16 protein-coding genes are annotated in these 17,988 nt (G+C 33.9%); 6 read left to right on the top strand and 10 right to left on the bottom strand.

The features are described from left to right. Positions 1-15 precede the first annotated feature (15 nt). Positions 16-489, top strand: coding sequence for a 23S rRNA (pseudouridine(1915)-N(3))-methyltransferase RlmH (locus tag MTP08_RS07325; RefSeq protein WP_243575402.1), 474 nt, complete (start codon positions 16-18; stop codon positions 487-489). A 7-nt stretch (positions 490-496) separates the two neighbouring features. Here MTP08_RS07325 and MTP08_RS07330 read toward each other — a convergent pair whose 3' ends face one another. The 10 genes from MTP08_RS07330 to MTP08_RS07375 form a co-directional block, all read right to left on the bottom strand. Further along, positions 497-952: a tRNA (cytidine(34)-2'-O)-methyltransferase gene (locus MTP08_RS07330; RefSeq protein WP_243575403.1), complete on the bottom strand. Its 456-nt coding sequence runs from the start codon at positions 950-952 to the stop codon at positions 497-499. A 38-nt stretch (positions 953-990) separates the two neighbouring features. Then, positions 991-1,806, bottom strand: coding sequence for a tetratricopeptide repeat protein (locus MTP08_RS07335; RefSeq protein ID WP_243575404.1), 816 nt, complete (start codon positions 1,804-1,806; stop codon positions 991-993). Positions 1,807-1,880: 74 nt separating this feature from the next. Further along, positions 1,881-2,444 (bottom strand): phosphatase PAP2 family protein, encoded by a 564-nt coding sequence (locus tag MTP08_RS07340; RefSeq protein WP_243575405.1) that lies wholly within the window; start codon positions 2,442-2,444, stop codon positions 1,881-1,883. 2 nt (positions 2,445-2,446) lie between these two features. Beyond that, complete coding sequence (locus MTP08_RS07345) at positions 2,447-2,797, bottom strand: Sec-independent protein translocase subunit TatA/TatB (RefSeq protein WP_209390465.1); 351 nt, start codon at positions 2,795-2,797, stop codon at positions 2,447-2,449. Between the two features lie 60 nt (positions 2,798-2,857). Next, entirely contained in the window at positions 2,858-4,075 is a 1,218-nt protein-coding gene (locus tag MTP08_RS07350) for a TCR/Tet family MFS transporter (RefSeq protein ID WP_243575406.1), read from the bottom strand. A gap of 120 nt (positions 4,076-4,195) precedes the next feature. Further along, entirely contained in the window at positions 4,196-7,090 is a 2,895-nt protein-coding gene (gene secD / locus MTP08_RS07355; RefSeq protein WP_243575407.1) for a protein translocase subunit SecD, read from the bottom strand. A 274-nt stretch (positions 7,091-7,364) separates the two neighbouring features. Then, positions 7,365-8,723, bottom strand: a complete 1,359-nt coding sequence (gene hemN, locus MTP08_RS07360; RefSeq protein ID WP_243575408.1) for an oxygen-independent coproporphyrinogen III oxidase — start codon at positions 8,721-8,723, stop codon at positions 7,365-7,367. Positions 8,724-8,831: 108 nt separating this feature from the next. Next, positions 8,832-9,839, bottom strand: coding sequence for a WD40/YVTN/BNR-like repeat-containing protein (locus MTP08_RS07365; protein ID WP_243575409.1), 1,008 nt, complete (start codon positions 9,837-9,839; stop codon positions 8,832-8,834). A 137-nt stretch (positions 9,840-9,976) separates the two neighbouring features. Further along, the gene (locus MTP08_RS07370; protein WP_243575410.1) at positions 9,977-10,234 is read right to left on the bottom strand and encodes a hypothetical protein; all 258 of its coding nucleotides are present in this window, start codon (positions 10,232-10,234) and stop codon (positions 9,977-9,979) included. Between the two features lie 117 nt (positions 10,235-10,351). Continuing rightward, the gene (locus MTP08_RS07375) at positions 10,352-11,995 is read right to left on the bottom strand and encodes an APC family permease (protein WP_317232998.1); all 1,644 of its coding nucleotides are present in this window, start codon (positions 11,993-11,995) and stop codon (positions 10,352-10,354) included. 167 nt (positions 11,996-12,162) lie between these two features. On the opposite strand from MTP08_RS07375, the gene pnuC reads away from it, so the two are divergent. The 5 genes from pnuC (at position 12,163) to MTP08_RS07400 (ending at position 17,980) form a co-directional block, all read left to right on the top strand. Further along, a complete protein-coding gene (pnuC, locus tag MTP08_RS07380) occupies positions 12,163-12,840 on the top strand; it encodes a nicotinamide riboside transporter PnuC (protein ID WP_243575411.1) in 678 nt (225 codons plus the stop codon). Continuing rightward, a complete protein-coding gene (locus MTP08_RS07385) occupies positions 12,837-13,385 on the top strand; it encodes a hypothetical protein (protein ID WP_243575412.1) in 549 nt (182 codons plus the stop codon). Before pnuC ends, MTP08_RS07385 begins: the two co-directional genes overlap by 4 nt. Positions 13,386-13,481: 96 nt before the next feature. Beyond that, entirely contained in the window at positions 13,482-14,252 is a 771-nt protein-coding gene (gene dapF, locus MTP08_RS07390; protein ID WP_243575413.1) for a diaminopimelate epimerase, read from the top strand. A gap of 35 nt (positions 14,253-14,287) precedes the next feature. Continuing rightward, a complete protein-coding gene (gene mltG, locus MTP08_RS07395) occupies positions 14,288-15,313 on the top strand; it encodes an endolytic transglycosylase MltG (protein ID WP_243575414.1) in 1,026 nt (341 codons plus the stop codon). A 168-nt stretch (positions 15,314-15,481) separates the two neighbouring features. Beyond that, positions 15,482-17,980, top strand: a complete 2,499-nt coding sequence (locus tag MTP08_RS07400) for a TonB-dependent receptor domain-containing protein (protein ID WP_243575415.1) — start codon at positions 15,482-15,484, stop codon at positions 17,978-17,980. Positions 17,981-17,988 lie beyond the last annotated feature (8 nt).

Genomic DNA, 17,988 nt, shown 5'->3' on the forward strand with positions numbered 1-17,988 from the left:
TGGCAAATATAAGAAATGCGAATCAGTTTAGTTTGTATCGGTAAAACAGATGATAAAGAAATCACAAGTTTAATAAAGTATTACCTCACCCGTCTTCCTAAGCACTGGAATTTTGAAATCATCGAAATTCCTGACATTAAGAATGCAAAAAATCTTACGCCGGAACTTTTGAAAAAAGAAGAAGCAAAATTGTTTTTAAGTCAAACAGATAAAAATGACCTTATTATTCTTCTGGACGAAAAAGGAAAACAGTTTACCAGCAGAGAATTCTCACACAAGATAGATTCTTGGATGGGTTCTTCAGTAAAAAAAATACATCTTTTTATTGGTGGAGCGTATGGTTTTTCAGACGAAATTTATGACAGAGCCAACGAAAAAATGTCATTATCTAAAATGACATTTACGCACCAGATGATTCGCCTGTTTATTGTAGAACAATTGTATCGTGCAGACCAGATTTTGCAGGGAAAACCTTATCATAACGATTAACTATTCTCTATAACTTCAACCCGATTTGTCTTTTTGCCTCCCCCACAACAAATGCAACCGAATTGGCGATATTAAAACTTCTAATTAAATTCGACATTGGAATTGTTAAATGGTTTTCAAAACGATCTAAAATATCTTTGCTTAAACCTTTGCTCTCTTTCCCGAAAACAAGCCAGTCGCCATCCTGAAAATGAGTTTCAAGATAAGATTTATCAGCATGGGAACTGAATAAAAACACTCTTGAAAAATCGGGTACAGCTCTCATCCATTCATCTACATTTTGATATTCTGTAACGTCGAGATGAACCCAATAATCGAGTCCGGAGCGTTTCAAATTTTTATCGTCAATTAAAAATCCTAACGGATGAATGAGATGAAGTCTGCTATCTGTTCCAACACACAATCTGCCGATATTCCCTGTATTATTAGGGATTTCTGGTTCTACAAGAACAATATTTAACATGAAAAATTCAAAAAAAATTAAAATAAATAGATGATTGATTATTTTTTAGCACATTTTGCTTCATAATCTGCTAAGAGTGTTTTCTCATAGCCTGTTGCAATAGCTTTATCTAAATTGCTGCAAGCTTCTTTATCTTTTCCAGAATCAAATAAAATGGCTGCTTTTGTAACATAAGATTGAGAAAATTTAGGATCAATAGAAATAGCTTTGTTAATGTCTGTAAGGGCTTCCTTAGACTTTTTCATTTTCAGATAAACATCGGCTCTACCATTATAAAGAAGAGATTCCGGCTTTTCTGCAAGAAGCTGATTGTAGTCTTTCAGAGCACCTTCAAGATCTCCACTGTTCTTTTTGAGATTTGCCAATCCAGTTCTTGCAAAAATATTATCTGGTGCAAATGTGAGAATATGTTTGAGGTCCTCCATCGCCAAATCTTTTTTACCAGAACTGTTATAAATTTTGGAGCGGGTAAGATATAAATCAGCATTTTCAGGTTCCAGTCTAATGGCTGTATTAATGAATTCTAATGCTTTTGCACGATTTCCTTTTTGGTTATGAAGCGATGCCAAATTATCATACACAGAAACCGATTTAGCATCAGATCTTAAGGCAGATTCATAAGATTTAAAAGCCTGTGCAGTTTTTCCCAATCTCCGTTGCGAAGTTCCCAGAAAGTTGTAGTATTCGGACTGAAATCTCTGAATGGTTTCTGATACAACCAGTTTAGAATATTGTTCTTCAGCACATTTATAGTCGGCTTTTTTAAAACATTCTTCTGCCAATTTTTTATCCTGAGCAGTAATAAAATGACAAGCGGACAAAGTTAAACTGAAAATTAGTAGATGTTTTTTCATATAGAAACAGTTATAAGTTATTCATTACGAAAATACTACTTTCCGGAATATGAAAATGATTATTGTTTTAAAACTTACTGAAGTGTCTGTTTCCGGATTACTTTTTTAGCTAAAAGTGAAAAGATGATTCCGAATATCACTCCGGCAAAAGCTCCTACCAAAACATCCATAGGAAAATGTACTCCTAAATAAATTCTGCTGTAAGCAACTACAGAAGCCCAAACAAATAAAAAATAAGGAAACCATTTTAAATTATTTTTCAACAGCAAACTAAGATACGTTGCTAAGAAAAAAGTATTGGATGCATGTGCAGAATAAAATCCATAAGGACCTCCACATTTTACAATTCTCATTAGATTTTGAAGTGATGGGTCATTACATGGTCTCAATCTGGCAACTCCGTATTTAAAAATTCCTGATACCTGATCTGAAACTGTTATACCAATTGCTGTAAAAAGCAGAATATAAAGAAGGGATTTTAATTTATAGTTTTTGTAAAGAAAGTAAAGAAAAATAATGTATAAAGGAATCCAAATCCATTTATCCGAAACAATAATCCAAAACTGATCAAATGGTTTATCTCCCAAATTGTTCAGATATAAAAATAAACTCTTGTCTTCCTGAATAATCTCTTCCATGATTATCTGCTTACAGGACCTTCATAAGTTTCATCATCGGCAGGTTTTATCTCCGGTTTTTCTGGTAAAGATTCAGAAGGTCTGGCGGATGGATCTTTCAGAATATTATCTTCAATATTTTTCATTGGGTTGAAATCTTTCGCAGCATCTTTTACCTTTTCTATTTCGCGCTTTATCTCAGATACAGGGTTATCTGTCTCTTTCATAATTTCTGTTTTGATGTCTTCTACTGCACCACGCATTTTTCTCACCCCATTTCCCAAATCTCGGGCAATCTGAGGAAGTTTATCGGGACCAAACAAAACAACTATTGCGATGGCAATGAGTGCCATTTCTCCAATGCTTAATTCCATAGTGCGAAATTACAAAAGATTATATATAAAATAGACTTTACGCTAAATTTTAAAGAAATTTTAAGACTTCTTCTTCTGAAAGGCAAAATAAGTAATAACTACACTTATTGCCATCATGATAAATGCTAAAAAGAATGGTGCTCCAGGAAACTTCATTACTGCACTCTTCTCGCTGTAATGATAAAACAGATAAGTCATTAACGGAGGACCAATACAAGACGTTACACTCATTAATCCGGTAAGTGCACCCTGAAGTTCTCCCTGCTCATTGGGAGCTACATTTTTACTGATAACCGATTGTAAGGAAGGACCGCAAATTCCGCCCAAAGAATAAGGAATCAGTATTGCCAACATCATCCATCCTTCTGTTGCAAAAGCAAAAAGTAACATTCCTAGTGCATAGAGAGAAAGCCCAATATAGATACTTTTGTTTTCCCCAAGTTTCGGAGTTGTCCAACGTATAAGAACACCCTGAACCAAAGCAATGAGAAGCCCAATAACCCCCAAAGAAACACCAACCATAAGTTCATCCCATCCAAAAATTCCCATAGTATAATAACTCCAATTCGTCTGCACCGCATGACTTGCGATATAAATCAGAAAAAGAGAAATAACTAAACCAGACAGTTCGGGATGTTTCAATAAAAATTTAAAAGAACCTATCGGATTAGCTCTTTTCCATTCGAATGGTCTTCTTTTTTCTTTATCTAAACTTTCCGGAAGAATGAAATAACCATACAGAAAATTCAGAAGACAAAGAACAGCTGCTGCATAGAAAGGAACTCTCGGACCTAAATATCCTAAACCACCTCCCATAAGCGGACCAATAATAAATCCCAATCCAAAAGCAGCTCCAATCATTCCAAAGTTTTTTGCTCGGTCTTTATCTGTAGAAATATCTGCTATATAAGCACTCGCAGTTGTAAAACTCGCACCCGTAATTCCGGCAATAATTCTTCCTACAAACAAAAGTGTAATCGTAGGAGCCAAAGCGAGAAAAACATAATCTACTGCAAATCCTAAGAGAGATATCAAAATTATAGGTCTTCTCCCATAACGGTCGCTGAGATTACCCACTACCGGCGCAAAAATAAATTGTGTAAATGCATACACGAAACCCAACCAGCCGCCATATTTAGCAGCTTCATTTACACTTCCATGAATAAGCTCTTCTATCAGCTTCGGAATTACGGGAATAATAATCCCCAAACCTATAACATCTATTAAAAGTGTTATAAAAATAAAACCTATTGCTGCTTTTTTCTTTGAGTTTTCCATCCTATGTGCAAAAATAGTTATTATTATTTTTGAAATTAAAAATTTTAATGAAAAGTGTCCATGAAAAAAGAGCTTCCCAATTAATTGGAAAGCTCTTTTAGTATTTAATGTAGTTTAAATTTATTTTGAAGCAAGAACTTCTTTATTGGTAGTAGTTTTACCGTGTACCTCTTCTTCTTTTCCTGTTTTCAGGAAGTCGTATGCAATTGCAGATGCAATGAATACTGATGAATAAGCTCCAAATCCAATACCAATTAATAATGCAAACATGAACCCTCTAAGGTTATCTCCTCCGAAGATGAAAATAGCCAAGATAACCAATAACACCGTAAAAGTGGTATTGAAGGTTCTTCCTAAAGTACTGGAAATAGAGTCATCGAAAAGTCCTGCCAATGTAATAGATTTCTTTTCTCTAAGATATTCTCTAATTCTGTCGAAGATAATTACCGTATCGTTGATTGAATAACCCAAAACGGTAAGAATTGCCGCAACAAAATCCTGATTAATCTCCATGTTGAATGGCATAACTCGGTGGAACAAAGAATATGCTCCCAAAATAATTACCGCATCGTGGAATAACGCTGCAACTGCACCTAAAGAGAACTGCCATTTTCTAAATCTTAACAAGATATAAATGAAAATACCTCCCAAAGCTGCAACTACCGCCAAAATACCGTGCTTCTGAATATCATCTGCTACAGTTGGACCTACTTTTTCAGAAGAAACAATACCTGTATTTCCTTTATAAGCACTCTTAAAATCTACTAAAGTTGATTTCGCAGGCAAATCAGATTTTAATGCTTCATATAATTTCTGCTCAATAATCTGGTCAGCTTTTAGAGACTCATCATTGATTAAATAATCGGTAGAAATTTTCAGCTGATTATTATTACCGAAAGTTTTAACTTCTACAGAAGAATTTTTACCATCATCAGTTTTAAAATAGTTTGTTAATTTACCTTCGATATCCTCTGCATTTACAGGCTTATCGAATCTTACTACATAATTTCTACCACCGGTAAAATCGATACCATATCTAAAACCGTTCGTAAAAATTGAAATTAAGCTGATTACTGTTAATACAATTGAAATTGCATAAGCGATTTTTCTCTTACCAATAAAGTCGATCCAAGTATTTCTAAAAAGATTTTTTGTTGGAGCAGTCCAAACAGAAAGACCTTTACCTTTTTCAAGTCTAGAGAAAATCATTACTCGGGATAATGCCACTGAAGTAAATAACGTCATTACCACACCAATCATCAATGTTAAGGCAAAACCTTTAATAGGACCAGTTCCGAAGAAAAATAGTACAACCGCCGTTAATAAAGTAGTAAGGTGACCATCAATAATCGCATTTAAAGCGTGTTTGAAACCATCTTTATAGGCATCAAAAATACTTTTCCCTGCAAAAAGTTCTTCTTTCGTTCTTTCATAGATAATTACATTGGTATCCACGGCCATTGCCATCGTTAATACCATACCCGCAATACCCGGAAGGGTAAGAGTAAAGTCTCCGGAATCCATAATTCCGAAAATATAAAATAAGTTGATGATCATTGCAAAAACTGCATAAACACCAGCTCCACCGTAATAGAAAACGATATATACAATAATAATAAGGAATGCAATCGCAAAAGAAATCATCCCTGCATGAATAGATTCTTCTCCTAAAGAAGGACCTACCTGTGTAGCCTGAACAACTTTAGCACCTGCAGGAAGTTTACCCGCACCTAAAACATCTACCAATTCTTTTGCTTCCTCCTGAGAGAAATTACCGGAGATTTGTGTTCTACCGTTCGGGATTGCACCTACAACATTTGGGGCAGTGTATACTCTGTTATCTAAAGTAACAGCCACTGGCTTACCAACATTTTTTTCAGTAAGTGTTTTCCATTCTTTAGCACCTTTAGAATCCATCTGCATATCTACCACTACTCTGCTTAATTCATCATAATTGATTTTTGCAGATTCTACAGCACCATCTACTGGAGCTTTTTGGTTGATATTTCCTCTTATCGCATACAATACCAAGCTGTTTGTATCGGTAGATTCTGGTTTGTATCCCCACATAAACTGGGTATACTTCATGTTTGCAGGTCTTAAAGCCTGTGCAACTTTACTGTTCAAAATTTTGTTTACCGTAGCAGTATCAGAAAGTTTTACACTTGCTACACCACTGGTTCTCAGTTTATCCAACTGCAAAAGATTCATAAAGTTCACATTTTTTGCAACTCCCATAGAATCTCCTTTTGCAGCAATAGTAGAAGTTAAAGTCTGAAAATAAGGTGCAACTTCCTGAATCTGCTGTATTTCCCAAAACTGAAGTTTAGCAGAAGTCTGAAGCATTTTCTTTACCTTATCGATATCCTTCATTCCTGGCATTTCAACAGAAATTCTAGCCGTTCCCGGAACTCTCTGTACGTTTGGCTGAATAGCTCCTAATTTATCGATTCTTGTTCTGATAACTTCAAAGGCAGTACCTACAGAAAGATCTATTCTCTTTTTAACGATACTTTTTACCTGCTCATCAGACGTATTGAATTTAATTTCAGAAAGATTGGCATTTCCAAAAATTTCAGGATCTGCAAGTTTAAGATTAGCTCCTTTAGCTTTATTTACCGCATCAAATTCTGTGAAAAAATTATCAATATAAGATTTTGATGAATTTTTCTGTAATTCGTCGGTTCTGTTAAGAGCTTCAATAAGAACAGGATTGGTAGAATAATTTGTTAAATCATTTACAAGATCTCTCTGATTGATTTCCAATAGAACATTGATTCCCCCTTTAAGGTCGAGACCCAATTTCATTTCTTTATCTTTCGCTTTAGCATAATAAAGATCTGTAAAACCCAGATGGAGAGTATCTTCCTTCAGTCTCCTAATCTCTTTTTCGTTCCCGTTCGCAGCTTCAATCTGCGATTCAATTTTGCTTGCGTACCAGGTGGGCAATAGCTCGTTTAAGCATATTAGCCCTAATACAATCGCAATAATTGTAATAAGTCCTTTTCCTTGCATTTTGTTATGACTACGTTAAATTAAGTCGGCAAATATAATGAATTTATTGATATTTTATGAATTTTACGCAGCAGAAATCGTTTATTTTCAGATATATTGACTATTATTTTCAACAAATAATAAAAGTATTTTTATTGTTTCATGAAAAAAAAGACACTTTCTACATACAAACAATTAAATTTCAAAAGATTACCTTGTAAAAGAAATATATTTATACACAAAAAAATGCTCAAATTAAAAAAATCTGAGCATTGTATTTATTTTAAATTTCAACTTAAATTGTCATGGAAAATATCCTTGTTTCAGGTTTATTTCTCATCATTCTGAGATCGAAAACCATAGCAACATTTCTTGTGAAAGCACGACCTTTTTCAGTAATTTTTATTTGATCTCCATTAATTTCCACCAACTCATCGCGCTCCATTTCAGAAAGCATATTAAAGGCATTTTCCAGCTCAGGTATGGCATTTTTATTTTCGAAAGTACTTTCCAACTGACACATCAGATTAAGAATATGTCTTCTTATGAGCAGATCTTCTTCGCTAAGGATATGTCCACGCATTACAGGAATTTCTCCTTCTTCAACAATTTTCTGATATTCTTCAACCGTTTTCACATTCTGTGCAAAAGCATACCAGGAATCTGATATAGAAGACATTCCCAAGCCAACCATTAGCTGGGTTTTGCTCGATGTGTAACCCATGAAATTTCTGTGAAGCTTTTTATGAATTAGAGATTGGTACAAATCGTCGTGTTCCAAAGAGAAATGATCCATCCCTACTTCTATGTATCCTAATTCCTGTAAAAGTTTTTTCCCGTTTTCATACAGACGGCGTTTTTCTTCACCACTTGGCAAATCGCTTTCATCAAAACCTCTCTGTCCTACTCCTTTTACCCACGGAACGTGCGCATAAGAATAGAAAGCAAGACGATCCGGCTTCAGTTCCAAAGTTTTTCGGATGGTATGTTCCATTGCGTCCCAATGTTGATGAGGAAGCCCAAAAACCAAATCATGACTAATTCCTGTGTAGCCAATTTCTCTTGCAAGCTCGGTAACTTCTTTTACTTTCTCGAAAGGCTGAATTCTGTTAATGGCTTTTTGCACCTTTAAATCGTAATCCTGCACGCCGAAACTCGCTCTTCTAAAACCTAAATTGTATAAAGTCTGAAGATGCTCTCTGGTTGTATTGTTGGGATGTCCTTCAAAAGAAAATTCTGGATGTTCGGCAATTTCTACAGTTTCAAAAATCCCCTGCAATAATGTTTTTAAATTTTCCGGAGAGAAAAAAGTGGGAGTTCCGCCACCCAAATGGAGTTCTTTCAGCTTTGGTTTTTCGCTGAACAGCTGTAAATACAACTGCCATTCTTTCAGTACACTTTCCAGATAAGGTATTTCTACACTGTGTTGTTTAGTTATACGTTTGTGACACGCACAAAATGTGCATAATGCCTCACAAAACGGTAAATGGATATAAATTGAAATTCCCTCCGCCGAATTGCTTTCATTGAAAGACCTAATAACACTGGATTTCCATTTTTCTGCCGAAAAAGTAGCTTCATCCCAATAAGGAACGGTAGGATAAGATGTGTAACGAGGTCCGGGAATATTATATTTGTTGATTAACGAATTCATGTAGAACTATAATAGATTTAAAAAAATTAGAAATATTAAAATTTCTTTCTGCAAAATTAACCAATACTTCCGAATTAAAAAGTATTAAGTGATAGTAGTTTTAAATGTCTACCATTGAAGTTTCATTACTGCAATTTTATCTTTTCCGGCAAGAACCACTGTATTTTTGTTTATCCATTTGCAAACGAAAAAGCCGTTTTCATTAGAGATTGTTGTCCAGGATTTGCCGTAGTCATCAGAAAATTCAATATTTTTAGAACCAGCTGCAATAATATCTTTTCCTTTACTTCGTGGTCTTATTTTCACACAAGATTTATATCCTCCATTTTTACCGGAAGCCTGCACTTTCCAATCTTTACCACCGTTAGTGGTTGTCGCAATATTACTTTGATTATCTTCAGGATACATATAATTTCCTCCAACAGCAATACCAAAATTTTCATCGTAAAAGTCAATAGAAAATATCCCCGTTGAAAAACCAGTTTCCATGCCTGTATAAAATGGTTCAATAGCATTATTTTTCAGGTTTAGTCTTAGTATTTTCCACGAAGTTGCAATCCAGATCCAGTCTTTAAATGCAGAAATATTGGTGTTACTTCCCGCAAAAGCTCCTTCCCCTTTTCTTAACAAAGGATTATCGTATAATTTAGAATTAAAATGATTTTTATTATAATCGAATTCTAGAAATTTAAGTTTAAGATTATGATCCGGATCGCTTAACGTGTAAAACTTTCGGTTATGAAACATCAAAGCATCATAAAAAGCAGTTTTTGCTGTATCTTTAGATATTACTTCATATTGTAAACTTTTTTTATCAATTTTAAAAAACTCTGCAGGTCTTTCTACATTGATGGCAAAAAAATATTTTTTGTCTTGAGCCAAAGTTCTGAATTGAAGTTTTTTATCGGATAACAGTATCTGTTTCTGATTTTTAGGATTTTTCAAGTCTACGTAACCGAATTTAGAATCCGTTCCGCTGTACCAAACCTTACCATCATGCAATTCGATTGCTCTGATACTTATTTTATCATTAAAAATGGTTGTAAAACTTTCAATTTTCTGGGAGAAACACCCTAAGCTCAATATACAAAACGAAAGTAGCAATATTTTTTTCATAAACTTTAATATTATAAAAAATTCCGCATGAAGCGGAATTCTATTTTAAAATTTTTAAATCCTAGAAACACAACAAGTAAACTTCCACAGATTCTGTTTTATTTTTTATTCACAAATTAATGAATCGAAATTTACATTTAATTGCGTAGATCCCGATTTATCATACGGAACCCACTTATAATCCTTAAAAACATAAGCATTCCCTTATCTAATTCAATCCATTCATCAATACCTTTTGCTGCATTTTTCACATCATTTTTAGCAAACAATCCTACTGGCGCAGAATAACTTCTATCTTTATTCAAGTACTTACATTTATTACTTGAAATTAATTCACTTAACTCACTTTGTAAAATCAATTTTGATTTTGTTAAACTACCTAATACTTTAATCATTTTTAAAGGTGTGTAGGAATTTTGGCAATTATAAAATGATATAGTAAATAAATAGCTAAAGCAAAGAAGCTTCATATGCAATATTTTCATATGATTTTAAGGTTATTAATGTAAAAATTAATTTTTGTTATCGATATCAATATCAAATTTTTCGAGAGGTTTCTGCTCTGCTTTAAATGTTTCGCCAAGCTCTCCTTTCTGCAATTTTGAATTTCTGATACTGTACAGAAAATAAATTACAAAACCGATTAACAACCAACCTAAAGAATACATTTGAGCTTCTTTACTAAGATTGAAAATAAGATAAACATTAATTCCGATACCTAAACACGCAATAAGCGGTAATGCAGGAACTTTAAAATTTCTCTGAAGATTCGGTTCTTTTACTCTTAAAACCCAAACTGCAACACAAACCATTGTAAAGGCAAACAGAGTCCCAAAACTGGTCATGTGTGCTAAATCATTAATGGGGGTTAAAGATGCAACTACAGCAATTACAGCTCCCAAAATAAGAAGATTTTTTCTAGGAACTCCCGTTTCTGAATTTACTTTAGAGAATGTAGAAGGAATTAATCCATCTTTAGACATTCCAAGAAAAATTCTGGATTGTCCCATAATCATTACCATTAATACCGAAATTAAACCTACCGTTGCTGCAACTGTAATAATATAACCTGCCCAAGCTTGTCCGGCAATATCAAAAGCATAAGCTACAGGAGCTTTTATAGCATCGGGATATTTTCCTAGCGGATTAAAATCGTTATAATTCATCATTCCTGTAAGAACAAGAGACACCAAAATATAAAGCAAAGTACATATTACCAAAGATGCAATAATCGCAAAAGGAACATCTTTTTTGGGATTAATAGCCTCTCCCGCTTGGGTAGAAACGGCATCAAACCCCACATAGGCAAAAAAGATTGCAGAAGCTCCGGCTACAATTCCCGCCAAACCATACGCAGAGTGCGAAACTCCATTTTCTGTAATAACTTTTGGCTCCGGAATGAAAGGAGTCCAGTTTGCAGTGTCAATAAAAAACAAACCTGCAATAATGACAAAAATAATAGCTGAAACTTTTAAAATTACAATAAAATTATTGGCTTTTGCCGCTCCTTTTGTACCTCTTAATAAAATCCAGATAACAAATAAAACAATTAAAAGTGCTGGAAGATTAAGAAAAATCTTCATATTGAAAAGTTCCGGCGCTGCATTAAAGTTATTGATGGTTTCCTGAAAAGATAAAATTTTATCTGCAGGTAATTTCCCTTCCGCTATTTGTTTTGTGGCTTCCCCGAAAGCTTTATGAGCTGTTCCCGGGTCAGTAGTAATCCAATAAGGTAAATGAAGACCAAACATTTTAAGAAGCTTCCCGAAATAGCCAGACCAAGAAACTGCAACAGTCATAGACCCCATAGCATATTCCAAAATAAGCCCCCAACCGATAATCCATGCAAAAATTTCTCCTACAGTACCATAAGCATACGCATAAGCAGAACCTTCAACAGGAAGAATAGAGGCAAATTCTGCGTAGCACAATGCTGCAAAAACACACGCAATTCCTGCAATAACAAAAGATAATGCCAATGCTGGTCCTGCATTATAGTATGCACCGGTTCCGGTAAGAACAAATATTCCTCCACCAATAATCGCCCCGATACCAATTGCAGTAAGACTCCATTTTCCTAAAACACGCTTTAGCTCACTTTTCTGAATATCAGCCTCATAGGCACTCATTGGTTTTTTAGCCCAAATTTTTGACATATAATTTTATTTAATTAAAGATTTACGAAAATATAAAAATTTTAGAGAAATTAACATTTATTATTCAGTTTTTATGAATTGCTTTCATTTTTAAGATATAAAAAACTGATTTACATCTTATAAAAATATTATATTGAGTATGCCTGATTTTATTTATTTTTGATGCTATGAATGTATATGATTTTTTCATAAAACCTTACGAAACAGCCTCTACTTTACAGATAACATTAGAAATAGCAGGAACAGTTTTCGGTATTCTGAGTGTATTATTTTCAATTAAAAAAAATATTTGGGTTTATCCTACAGGTATTGTTTCCACAATCATTTATGTTTATCTTCTCTTCATCGCAGGATTACTGGGAGACTGCATGATTAATGTCTATTATACCGTAATGAGCATTTATGGCTGGATTTTGTGGGCTAAAAGTTCAGACAATCTAATAAATGTGGATGTAAATTGGGCAAGCAAAAAAGACTGGGTATATTCTTGTATTCTTTTTGTGTTCAGCTTAATTCTTGTTACTTCAATATATTATTACAAACCCTTAATCGACAATCTTTTTTCCGACAACAACACAATTGCTGGGATTCATCATCTTGACTGGGCAAATTGGCTGGATGTTGTAATTACCTCCATATTTTTGGTAGGAATGTGGCTAATGGCGAAAAGACGTATTGAAAACTGGATTTTTTGGATTATTGGAGATTTAGCATCCATACCAATGTATATTTATAAAGGTTACGGAATCACTTCGGTTCAATATTTGGTATTTACTGTAATGGCAGTAATTGGATTTATTGCGTGGAAAAACAGTTTCAACCAAAAGAGAATTGAACAATTATGAAAAATATTATAAAAATAGTTTTAGGACTCGGGATCTCTATAAGTTTAACATCATGTTTAGCTTATAATCAGGGGTATGCAACCTACGGAGAACCTTACTACGATAATGGATATTATTACGCTCCTCAAGGTTATTACGGCAGTGGCGGATATTATGGAAATGACGGATATTATTACCGAAATGATATGAGATACTATTACGATAATGGTGTTCCGTATTATTATGGAAATAACAGAAACAGAGTGTATATACAAAGACAAAATTCTAATGCTCAAATACAGAATAGCGGTTTCAGAAACCAACCAAGCAATAATAGTGTAAGAAACCCACGTTACGACAATGGAAATAACGGGTTTAGGAATTCTTCTCAAAACAGAAGTAATTCTAATAATAGCGGATTCAGAAATCAGTCGCCCAACGTAAATCCGCAGCAGACACCGAGAAGTAATAATGGTAGCGGGTTCAGAAACAGCAATTCCGGGAATACCAGATCCGAAGCACCGCAAAATACCAACCAGAATAATCGCGGTAGCGGATTCAGATAATCTGTAAATCAATAAAAAAGAACGGACAGTTTTTACTGTTCGTTTTTTCATGTAAAATAGAGTATTTTTGTAGGCTTGATTTTAAAGCAATATTATATGGAATTTTATAAATATCAGGGTACCGGAAACGATTTTGTGATGATAGACAATCGTGATCTTCAGTTCCCAAAAGATCAGAAGATAATAAAAAAATTGTGCGACAGAAGATTTGGAGTCGGTGCAGACGGATTAATTCTTCTTGAAAATGATGCTCAATACGACTTCAAAATGGTATATTATAATTCTGATGGTGGAGAAAGCACCATGTGTGGTAACGGCGGAAGATGCCTTGTCGCTTTTGCCTTTTTTCTGGATATTTTCGAAGAAAAATGCACATTTATAGCCATAGACGGAGAACATGAAGCCGAAATTAAAAATGGTATTGTAAAACTTAAAATGATTGATGTTGAAAATATTTCATTGGATGGAAACGATTCAGTTTTGAATACAGGTTCTCCTCACTACGTAAAATATGTTGACAATATTGATCTTTTTAATGTATTTGCTGAAGGAAAACAAATAAGATATTCTCCAACTTATCAAGAGAAAGGGATTAATGTAAACTTTGTTGAAAAAATTTCTGACGAAGAGATTTTCGTAAGAACCTATGAACGAGGTGTTGAGGATGAAACTTTCAGTTGCGGAACGGGAGTTACGGCATCTGCTTTAACTTTTCTTGAAAAAAACAATCTAAACACGGTGAAGGTAGAAACTTTAGGAGGTAAATTGAAGGTGTATGCAGAAAAAAAGGGAGAAAGTTTTCTCAACATCTGGCTTGAAGGTCCTGCAAAACAGGTATTTCGAGGTAAAATAGATCTTTCGATTTAATTTATAATAAAAAAACTATTAATCTTATTTCAGCAATGAAAAAAGCTACTCTTATTATCATTTTGGTGCTTCTTGCGGTTGCAGGTTTCTTTGGGTTTAAATTTTATAAAAAATATTATGGCAGCAATGTACCCAAAGACGGCTATGTTTTAATTCCTCACGGTTCAAAATTCAATCAGATATTAGATTCTATAGCACCATTTGTTCAGAATAAATCATCTTTTGAAGAGGTTGCGAAAGATAAAAATTTGGATCAGCATTTTAAACCTGGAAGATATTACTTTCAAAAAGGAGCAAGCAATACCAGTTTGGTCAACATGATAAAAGCAGGAAACCAGACTGCCAATTCTTTCAGAATCGGAGATTTTGGAGATGTTTACCAAATGATTGGGAAAGTCAGCCGAAAAACAGAACTCGATTCTTTACGTTTTGTAAATGATCTGGATAAAATAGCTATAGAAAAAGGATACAAAAATGCAGAAGATCTTAAAAAATACTTTTTTATAGATACCTATAATTTTTTCTGGACGGTTACACCTCAGGAATTTTTTTCAAAATTTGATGATCAGTATCAAAAATTTTGGAATGAAGAAAGAAAAAACAGGGAAAAGCAATCGGGTTTAACGAGAGATGAAATTTATGCATTAGCTTCCATCGTTTATAAAGAATCTGGTGGAAAACCCGATGAAATGAAGACTATTGCTGGACTTTATATTAACCGATATAAAAAAGGAATGAAACTTCAGTCGGATCCTACAGTAATTTACGCTATTAATAAACAGACTAACTTCAAAGAACCTATTAAAAGAGTTTTTTTTAAGCATCTGTCTACTCCGTCTCCTTATAATACTTACGCCAACAAAGGAATTCCGCCGGGACCTATTTGCGTGGTAGATAAAAATTCGGTAGATGCAGTTTTAAATGCAGAAAACAATAATTATATTTTTATGTGTGCAGATCCTTCGAGATTAGGCTATCACAAATTCACGGATAATGCAGAAGAGCATGCTGTAAACGCAAAAGCTTATCAGGATTGGTTGAATTCTAAAAATATTAAATAATTAACCCGTTTAAATAAGTAAAGACTAAAATTTATTGAATGAAATTTAAACAGGCTCTAATACAAAAAATTGATATTTCAAATTATTGAAAAATATCTCTAAAATTAAATTTAAGTAAACCGTGAAATTGCAGCATTTATAATGCTCAGTTTCATAAAAAGAATATCTATGAATCAGACGGAAATAATCAGTATTTTCACCAGAAAAACATTAGGACTTACTTTTGTACTTTCGGCAGCGGTAATGGCATTTGCTCAGGAAAAAGTAGGAATTTCAGGAACCATTGTAGACAAAAGCAATCAGCCTGTACCTTATGCATCAGTAACATTTACGCATAAGCAGAACAAACTTTTCAGCGACGCTACTCTTACCGACGAAAAAGGGAATTATAAATTAGAAATTAATCCCGGAAATTACGACATTTCTGTTGAGGCAATAGATTACAAGAAAAGTGTTATCAACAAACAAATTAGCAAACCTGGAAGTATCGGCTCTCTTTCTATTGAACCAGAATCTTCTTCTACCAATGTAAAAACGCAGGAAATTCAGGGAGTAACGATAACAGCTACAACCAAGCCTTATAAAGTAGAATTGGATAAAAGAACCTACGATCCTTCTCAGGATATTGTAAGCAAAGGTGGAAATTTGCAGGATGTTCTGTCTAATGTTCCTTCAGTTTCTGTTGAAACAGACGGAACAGTTTCTATGAGAGGAAGTTCTAATGTGAAATTTTTAATTAATGGTAAACCTTCTGCTCTTTTGGGAATTGATGACGGAGCCAATGCACTTCAGAGTATTCCGGCAGATCAGATCGAAAGAATCGAGGTAATTACCAATCCTTCTTCTAAATTTGAAGCCAGCGGAACCGCAGGTATTTTGAATATCATTCTTAAAAAATCTAAAAAAACCGGATTTAACGGAAGTGTTATCGGAACTTTAGGATATTTGCCTCAAACCAATCTTAATACTAATTTAAGCTGGAGAAAAGGTAATTTAACCTGGTTTTTAAACGGTGGCGGAGGTTACAGAGAATCTAAGAATACCAACCGAAACAATGCTACTTTCTTTAATGCTGCAAACGGGCAAAGAACCAAAACCGATCAGGAATCTATCATTACCAGTAAAAACAATAACTACAATGCTTCAACTGGTATTGTTTACGATTTTAATGATAAAACTTCCTTAAATGCTTCTGCAACGGTAAGAACTTTCGACAGTGAGAATATGGGGAACATTACATATAACTATCAGTTTCTGAATGCTCCTTCCCTGTTTAATGAAAGAATTAATAATGGTTCTAACAATAATTTGGCATTTCAGGGAGATTTGGGGTTAGATCATAAATTTGATGATAATGGTCAAAATCTTTCGCTTTCCTTAAGTCTTCAAAGCAACAGATCTTATAACGATACGAATGTTGATCAGCTTTCGAACAATGCTTTTGAATTACAAAATGCTATTAACCAAACCACCAGAAATAAAACACTCATTGGAAAAGCAGATTATGAACTTCCAATTGGTGAAAATTCAAAAATTGAAGCAGGTTACAGAATAGACATCAACGACAATACTTATGATAATGATGTTTTAGAAAGATATTCTCCTGTAACAGATTATTTCTCTCTGAATGATTTTACTTACAATGCCAATTACAGAGAGATGTTTAATGCCGGATATCTTCAGTTTAAAAGTAAAATTGGAAAACTTGGCTATCAGGTTGGGGTAAGAGATGAATATTCTAATGTTGATATTAAATATTCTAATTTAAATCCTAATTCTGCAATAGATAACACTAAAAAATACAATAACTTATTTCCTACTGTATTTTTGAGCTATGAAGTTGCAAAAGACAATCAGTTTTTGCTTAATTATTCCAGAAGAATAGACAGACCGAGATCGTGGTTCTTAATTCCGAACCCAAGTTACTCTGATAATCAGAATATCTTCGAAGGAAATATAGATCTTAATCCTTCCTATGTAGATTCTTATGAATTGGGGTACAGTATTTCTAAGAGCAAACTTACTATAAACCCAACTTTTTACTACAGACATACGAATGATGATGTAAAAATGCTTGTATATTCTGATAATGGAGTTTTTAAAACAAAACCTATCAATTTAGGAAGTGATGACCGTTATGGTTTAGATTTGAATTTCAATTGGGATGCTACAAAATGGTTGAAATTTTTAGGAAACGTAGATTTATTCGGGTATAAAACCACTGGAGTTTATTACGATCCTATAATGATTACTCAACCCATGTCTTTCGAAGGTACAGGATTTTCTACCAGAGCAAGACTCACCTCAACAGTAAAAATAGATAAAACTTTCAGCTTTCAGTTTCAGGGCTTTTACAGAGGTCCACAGAAAACAACCAACCAAAACAGAGAAGATATGTATGCTCTCAACTTCGGAGCTTCCAAAACAATCTGGAATGGGAATGGTACTTTAAGCTTCAATATTCAGGATATTTTCAATACTCGTGCAATGAGAAGTACAACGACTACAGCAGAATTTTCAAGAGAATCTTATATGCAGTGGCAACCAAGACAGTTTGCACTTTCTTTAACCTACAGATTTAAACAGGGTGAAAAAGTGGAACAGCCAAAACGTAAAAAGGATATTAATTCTAATGCTACCGGAGACGACCAGCAAGGTCCAATGTAAGCTAGAAT

It is taken from the genome of Chryseobacterium oryzae (assembly GCF_022811665.1).
In the GTDB taxonomy this organism is placed as follows: Bacteria; Bacteroidota; Bacteroidia; order Flavobacteriales; family Weeksellaceae; genus Chryseobacterium; species Chryseobacterium oryzae.

Coding starts and splice junctions, on each gene's coding strand:
- MTP08_RS07325 (WP_243575402.1), top strand. CDS start 16: ATGCGAATCAGTTTAGTTTGTATCGGTAAAACAGATGATAAAGAAATC.
- MTP08_RS07330 (WP_243575403.1), bottom strand. CDS start 952: ATGTTAAATATTGTTCTTGTAGAACCAGAAATCCCTAATAATACAGGG.
- MTP08_RS07335 (WP_243575404.1), bottom strand. CDS start 1,806: ATGAAAAAACATCTACTAATTTTCAGTTTAACTTTGTCCGCTTGTCAT.
- MTP08_RS07340 (WP_243575405.1), bottom strand. CDS start 2,444: ATGGAAGAGATTATTCAGGAAGACAAGAGTTTATTTTTATATCTGAAC.
- MTP08_RS07345 (WP_209390465.1), bottom strand. CDS start 2,797: ATGGAATTAAGCATTGGAGAAATGGCACTCATTGCCATCGCAATAGTT.
- MTP08_RS07350 (WP_243575406.1), bottom strand. CDS start 4,075: ATGGAAAACTCAAAGAAAAAAGCAGCAATAGGTTTTATTTTTATAACA.
- secD (WP_243575407.1), bottom strand. CDS start 7,090: ATGCAAGGAAAAGGACTTATTACAATTATTGCGATTGTATTAGGGCTA.
- hemN (WP_243575408.1), bottom strand. CDS start 8,723: ATGAATTCGTTAATCAACAAATATAATATTCCCGGACCTCGTTACACA.
- MTP08_RS07365 (WP_243575409.1), bottom strand. CDS start 9,839: ATGAAAAAAATATTGCTACTTTCGTTTTGTATATTGAGCTTAGGGTGT.
- MTP08_RS07370 (WP_243575410.1), bottom strand. CDS start 10,234: ATGATTAAAGTATTAGGTAGTTTAACAAAATCAAAATTGATTTTACAA.
- MTP08_RS07375 (WP_317232998.1), bottom strand. CDS start 11,995: ATGTCAAAAATTTGGGCTAAAAAACCAATGAGTGCCTATGAGGCTGAT.
- pnuC (WP_243575411.1), top strand. CDS start 12,163: ATGAATGTATATGATTTTTTCATAAAACCTTACGAAACAGCCTCTACT.
- MTP08_RS07385 (WP_243575412.1), top strand. CDS start 12,837: ATGAAAAATATTATAAAAATAGTTTTAGGACTCGGGATCTCTATAAGT.
- dapF (WP_243575413.1), top strand. CDS start 13,482: ATGGAATTTTATAAATATCAGGGTACCGGAAACGATTTTGTGATGATA.
- mltG (WP_243575414.1), top strand. CDS start 14,288: ATGAAAAAAGCTACTCTTATTATCATTTTGGTGCTTCTTGCGGTTGCA.
- MTP08_RS07400 (WP_243575415.1), top strand. CDS start 15,482: ATGAATCAGACGGAAATAATCAGTATTTTCACCAGAAAAACATTAGGA.